The sequence below is a fragment of the Verrucomicrobiota bacterium genome, from assembly GCA_016871535.1.
Lineage (GTDB): Bacteria > Verrucomicrobiota > Verrucomicrobiia > Limisphaerales > SIBE01 > VHCZ01.
Genome location: VHCZ01000328.1, coordinates 1 through 6,251, shown reverse-complemented (window position 1 = coordinate 6,251; position 6,251 = coordinate 1). Strand labels below are relative to the sequence as shown.

At 59.2% G+C, this 6,251-nt stretch carries 6 protein-coding genes; all 6 read right to left on the bottom strand.

The features are described from left to right. Positions 1–295: 295 nt before the first annotated feature. Entirely contained in the window at positions 296–1,096 is an 801-nt protein-coding gene (locus FJ398_25195) for a histidinol-phosphatase HisJ family protein (protein MBM3841189.1), read from the bottom strand. A 17-nt stretch (positions 1,097–1,113) separates the two neighbouring features. Next, positions 1,114–1,338, bottom strand: a complete 225-nt coding sequence (locus tag FJ398_25190) for a hypothetical protein (GenBank protein ID MBM3841188.1) — start codon at positions 1,336–1,338, stop codon at positions 1,114–1,116. Positions 1,339–1,412: 74 nt separating this feature from the next. Further along, a complete protein-coding gene (locus FJ398_25185; protein ID MBM3841187.1) occupies positions 1,413–2,060 on the bottom strand; it encodes an HAD family phosphatase in 648 nt (215 codons plus the stop codon). After that, positions 2,057–2,452, bottom strand: a complete 396-nt coding sequence (locus tag FJ398_25180; protein MBM3841186.1) for a VOC family protein — start codon at positions 2,450–2,452, stop codon at positions 2,057–2,059. The genes FJ398_25185 and FJ398_25180 overlap by 4 nt, the downstream gene beginning before the upstream one ends. Positions 2,453–2,512: 60 nt before the next feature. Continuing rightward, entirely contained in the window at positions 2,513–3,676 is a 1,164-nt protein-coding gene (locus FJ398_25175) for a hypothetical protein (protein ID MBM3841185.1), read from the bottom strand. Then, complete coding sequence (locus FJ398_25170) at positions 3,651–5,417, bottom strand: hypothetical protein (GenBank protein MBM3841184.1); 1,767 nt, start codon at positions 5,415–5,417, stop codon at positions 3,651–3,653. Before FJ398_25170 ends, FJ398_25175 begins: the two co-directional genes overlap by 26 nt. Between the last annotated feature and the right edge of the window lie 834 nt (positions 5,418–6,251).

Genomic DNA, 6,251 nt, shown 5'->3' with positions numbered 1-6,251 from the left:
AAGGAGTTGATCATGGAACTGCTTCCGCAGTTGTGAATCGAAGGGAGAACTGGTTGGCATACGTGTGTATAACACCTCTCATACATACACCGCAATAAAAAAATGCTCCCGAGACTGAGGCGTTACCTTACTGACAGGAATTTGCCTTTTCACCGGGTGACGGGATCGAGGTCGCCTTGCGGCAGGAAAAGACCCCCAAAGCTGAATTCAACCCCCTGCCTGCGCCGAAGCTTTGGCGGAGAGCAAGTTGCCCGCCCGATGGTGCGCGCAACGAATCGCTGGTGGGTTGGCGGCTTCAAATACAAACCGGTTCGCGCTGGCGCCGCGTGAATCGGCAGCGATGCGTGTAGCCCGCCTCTTTGGCCAGTTGGATGGCTTCGGCGAAATTCATTCCCACCTCACCGGGAGCGTGCGCATCCGAGGCAAACGTGATCGGGACGCTGGCCGCGTAAGCCATTTCCACGATGCGGCGGTGCGGATAAATCTCTTTGCAATCCTTTCGCAGCCCGGCGGTGTTCAGCTCGATCGCGGCGTCCGCTTGTCTGGCGGCCTTCAGAAAGCGCTGAAACAGGTGCGTGCAATCTTGCTTCGGATAAAAACAAAACTTCTTCGCCAGATCCGCGTGGCCGATAATTTCAAATAACCTCGACTCTGCCGCCAGCGTCAGGCGATCGAAATAGACGCTCCAGACTTCGAACGGATCGCGCTGCTTCCATTCCGAAATCTTCTTCGGATTGTCCAGGTCCCACGACTCGGAGACGTAATGGACCGAACCGATGAAGTAATCCCAGGGATGGCGCGCGGCCAGTTCCCGAATCCAATCCTCGTGTCCCGGAATGTAGTCGATTTCCAAGGCCAGCTTGATCGTGAGCGTGGGATGGTCCTTTCGGGCCTTGGCCACGTTTTCGACGTAGGCGTCGAGTTCGTCCTGGCGCATGTGCCAATCGTCAAAGTCGTCGCGGACCATTGGGTTGTGGTCCGAGAAGCCAATCTCTGTGAAGCCCAGTTTGACCGCCTGCGCCGCGTATTCCGTCGGTTCCCCGACCGCGTGGCGGCACAGCGGGGTGTGCATGTGATAATCAGCGGGAAAGGACATGATGCACGATTCGCGCGTCAAACGAGCTCTTCAGCGCTGGCGATATGCATCAGCGCAATGCGTTCCTCCCTGTCCACCAAACGAGTCGAGCCGCTGGGCAGGCCGATGGTGATTCGGTGCCGACCGACCCAAATGAAGTCTCGGTTCTCAACGCGCACGGTTCGTCCATCCGAAAGATGCAATTGAAACGGCACAAACGGATCTGCGTCGCGCAGGGCCAGAATATCCTCAGGTTTCAGCATGGGTGAACTCTAGCGGGTTCCGATAACCGGCTCAATGGTCACTTTACATGACTTTGATCGTTTCGATGCGGAGGTTACCCGAAAAGCAACAGATGTTCGATGGCTGCGTAAGAGTCCACCACATGGGTCGCTTGCTTGAGATCGGAAGCCGAAAAAGTATTCGTGATGCCGATCACGCGCATGCCAGCAGCCACCGCGCCTTCCACACCGGCGACCGAATCCTCAATCACCCAACAGCGTTCCGGACGGACCCTTAACAACTCCGCCGTCCGCAAAAAAATGTCCGGCGCGGGCTTGCCGTGGACGACATCCTCCGCGCTCACGGTCGCGGAAAAGAAGCGGCGGAGGTTTTTCAAAGCGAGCACTTCGCGGATGACGCGATGAGCCGAACCAGAAGCCAGACCGAGCCGATACCGCGACGACAGCTTTTCGAGGAGTTCGGGCAACGTCTCGAAGACCGGTTCATCCCGCTTCAAGAGTTCAAAAAAACGCCGCTGCTTCCAATCCGCCAGTTCATCCAAGGTTCGACCGGGTTGATGCCGCGCAAAGAAGTCCTGCCATACGACGCGATCCGACTTGCCGTAATACGCGCTGAAATCGAGTCCGTGGTTCTGGCCGTAGCCGATTTGGTCGAGGACCTCCTGGAACGCTTGTTCATGGAGCGGCTCGCTGTCCACGAGCACCCCGTCCATGTCGAAAATGACTGCTTCGCCCGGATTCATTTCAAGACGGAATCAGCAGGCCGTTCCACCAGGTGCAGGAGGTTGTCTTCCGGGTCGCGAAAGAAAAGGATGCGCCCGCCGCCGCCGGCGGGCCGGAATTCCTTTTCAAAGATCACGCCCTGCAGGGTCAACTGATCGCGCGCCTGTTCCAGCGAATCGACCCGCAACGCCAGATGGCGCCAGCCGGCCAGCTTGTTGTTGCTCGTGTCCGCCAGAGAGGAATCGGCTTTATAGATCTCAATCATCACGCCGCCTGGCAGCCGGAGAAAAAAAGTGGGCGGAACCTGGCCCGTATCGAACGCCACCGCGGCGCCGAGTTGGCGCACGTACCAGTCCTTCAACTCTGCGGGATCGCGCGCGGGCAATCCGATGTGTTCGACCGAGAATTTCATGAGGGGCGCATCTTAAGCCCAGGGCCAGCCCAACGCACAAGGTTTTTCGGCCCCCGACTTCTATTTCGCCGAAGCCTCGCTCCAAATCCGCGAATCTTGTGTGACGTGCCAAACCACGTTTTCGCCGGACGGGGTTCGAGTGGCGACGGAGGCCTTGAACCCTTTCTCCGTGAGTTGAATAGTCGGCGCCTGCATCGCCGGAAGCCCATTAAGCCGGCCCAACGACAAATCCTCCAAAGTCGCCGCCCACCGCTTCTTCCCCTTGCGGAATTCCCGCTGGGCATAATAGATCTCCATGAGAACATCTCGCGCCGCCGCCGCAGAATCCGGCTGGAATGTCACTTGCCCCGGCTCGCCCGTCGAAAACTGAACGTAGCCCCATTTCTCGGGCCGATGCATGTCGATCAAGCCCTGCGGCGACCATACCCAATTGTCTTCCTTCTTGTTTGGCACCTTCCGGTACTTGCCATCCATAATTTGATACTCCCATTCGACGCGGGAGAAGTTGACGCGCCACTGATCGCCGTCCATCGGCGGCGCGGGGCGGTGGGCGTATTCCGCGAGCGCTTTCCATGGCAACGCCAGCTCCACACTCCAGCCCGTGTCCGTATCTCTCGGATCATTCAACGTGCCCTGAACGCGCACGGCGGATTTCAATCCGGCAATATCCCAAGTGTTCAACGCCTGCCCGTCGTCCTTGTAGGGAATGCTGAGGAACAGATCCCAGACCGTGTTCAGCGCGTTGAGCTCGAGTTCGTAATACTCGTGATTATCGCCGTTCGGATCGATGAACACCTCGAAATCATTGTCATAAAAAATCACCGCGTCGCGCTTCGTCAGAGTCGCGCTCACGTGCGGTTCCTCCAACTCAGCCGCGATGTAAAAGAAGTCGTCGTCCCAGAGCATCTTGGCGCGCGTGCGGAATCGGGGCTTCGGTTTCGCGCTGCCTTCGATATCGGCGAAATCGTCGGTCCAGGGCGCTTTTTGCCAGGCGTCGTCCTCGATCGCTCCGTCGATTTGAATCGCGCTTGCGGCGCGGAAGCAGAGGTAGCTTTTGGGTTGGGTCGTCTTCAATTGGTCCCAGTCGCTGCCGAAGGACTCAACCGCACACAGCAGGAGGAAAAGCAGGATTGAAATGTAGTCGGCGAGGGCGCCGACCGCCGCACGCGAGGGCGCGTGCGCTCCCCATCCGACCGAACTATTCGCTGAACTCCAAAATGCCATATCGAGCGGGTGTGTGGAACGACGCGGTGAGCGTGGGATTCCAGGCGAGGAACGCTTTGTTCGCGGCGTCGTGCCGGTAGAGATTGATCCGCCAACGCGTGCCGGCTTGCGGCCTGGATTCGCTCAACGCCTTCAAGGGAATTCGCATTTCCGCCGTCCAGGTTTTGGCGGCGGGATTGACGCGAACGGCGCACTCGAAGCCGCTGCTCCACTCGAAATCTTTTCGAGGCGGATCGATGCTCAGGTCCAGTTTCTCGCCATTGGGCGACAACTCGTATTCGGTGTAGCGATCCATTCGCGCAGGATCGGCTCCGATGAACGCCTCGACGACGTCGCGTTCCCAAAGCCCGAAGCGCTCCTTGGCCAGCTCCGCCGGATCGAACACCGTGATTTCCGTGTAGGGGCATTCATAGCCCAGATACAGATTCTCGCCCGACCACAGCGCGCGCACCGGCGTCGAAAAGCGAGGCTGCGCCACGGCGTCTTTCGAACTGGTCTCCAGGTAAACGACCTTCGCTTTCTGCCAGGCGGAATGGGAAAGATCTCCTTTCAACGGAAAATCCTGATCCACGCGAACCGCCTTGACCACCGGCGCGGGCAGCGATCTCGCCAAAAGCCGCCGCGCGTTGTCGAAATAGACTTTTCGGAGCACCGACGCCGGCAAGCCGATCCCGCTGATCGTCCAATCGCCCTGGATGGGCGTCATGTGCGCGAAGTTCCGGTCGTTGGTCTCCAGCCAGCGCCAATGCTTTTCGTAAAAAACCTTGGCGTCCTCATCCTTTGGCGGCGGGCCACTGCCGCCCGAACCGAGCGTTAAGCGCTCGTAAACCTGAAAGTCCGTCGCAAAAAAAATGCGATCCTGATGCTTGATGAAGAGGCGCCGGACTTCTTCCGGATCGTGCCGCCCGATCTCCGGAATGCGCGCCGCCAGGTCCGCGTTCATGTTGGGATAGCGGTCCAGCGACTGCTCGACCCAGTCCAGATCTTCGGCATTGTTGGCGAAGTGGACGCAGACGAACGTGGTGTTGGGGTGCCGCGCGATCACGCGATTAAGCGCCGACAACAATTCCTCACGCGCCGGGTAGATCGCGGGGTCGCCGAACCACCAATTCCGGTGATCCTTGAGTTCGGTCCAGCGTTCGTTCTGGTCGTTGTAAGGAAGCCAAAAAGCTCGGGGATCAGCCACATGAATGGAAACCGGCATGCCCAGCTCACCGCAATGCTTCCAGATCGGGTCGAGTTTCGGATCGTCAATCTTGAGCAGCTTGCCGTCCTTGTCGCGCAGGTAGAGGCCCAGACGCTTGAACTCCTTCAAGCCCGCCGCGCCGAGACGGTGGCCTTCCTCGATTTGCTTGACGGCCAGTTCCGAGAAATTCGGCTCATTCCAACGCGCGTAATCCAGATTCATGTAATGCACGAAGCGGCCGGGAAAACGCTCGTTCGCGAGTTTTCTATTCCGTTCAAACGCGGATGGCGAATCGTTCGTGCGCGTGACCGTGCCGCCGCTGAGATTGACGCCGATTCCGAGCCCCACGGCGTCCATGATTCCAACCGCTCGCGCCAGGCGCTCCGGCGTGTGATCGATGTGCTGGTGAAGATCGATGAGGCGGTGTTCGGCGCGCCATTGCTCGGCCTGGCGCCGCGCGCTCGCGGCATCTTCGAACGCAGCCGCCTGAGTGTAAACAACGGACAAAACGGCGCTGGCCGCAAGGAGCAGGGAAGGCGAACGGCGCGAGTTCATGGGCCAGAGTAAAGATCGAGGAATGAGATAAGGCAAGCCGAGGAGATATCGAATCCTTCGCTGGTAGGGCGAGTCCGTCCCGGCGAGCCGCTCGACGTGCTCGGAACACGTCCGGATCGGCTCGCTGGGGACAGGTTCGCCCTACCGTGACGTTCAGGGGAATCCCCCTCACCCGTCCTACCGACACCCTCTCCCCATCGGATGGGGAGAGGGAAGGGTGAGGGGTCGGTTCAGGGGAAGCTTCCTTGGTTTCAGAACCATGCACTCGGCCCATGAACCGATCTCTGGTAGGGCGAGTTCGTCCCGGCGAGCCGCTCGACGTGCGCGGAACACGTCCGGATCGGCTCGCTGGGGACAGGCTCGCCCTACGGTGACGTTCAGGGGAATCCCCCTCACCCGTCCTACCGACACCCTCCCCATCGGATGGGGAGAGGGAAGGGTGAGGGGTCGCCCATTAGGGCCCTGGTCAACAGAAAAAACGTTAGTCCGTGCCGTTTTTTTTCTCTACCGGTTCCGTCTTCGGCCTCGAAATCGCGTCTCGCAAGTCGGACCCGATCCTGCGTTTTCGTTCGTTCTGATTCCGTATCCGCCCCCGGTGAGCCATTGCGCACCGAGGCGATCCGTTCAGTCACCCATCTGGTTGAACAAAGCCGCTTCGCGGCAGTTGAGGACGGGGAGTTGGTGATGGATTGGAGGGAGTTTCAAGCCACGGATGATTCAAGATCGCGTGTATAACGAAGCGTGGTCTGAGCGAAGCGAGGAAAAAAACTGGACAAACTTTGCGCGCCGTGATTTTTTTCCGGCATGCCGCCACCTCTGCGATTGCCCAATGCC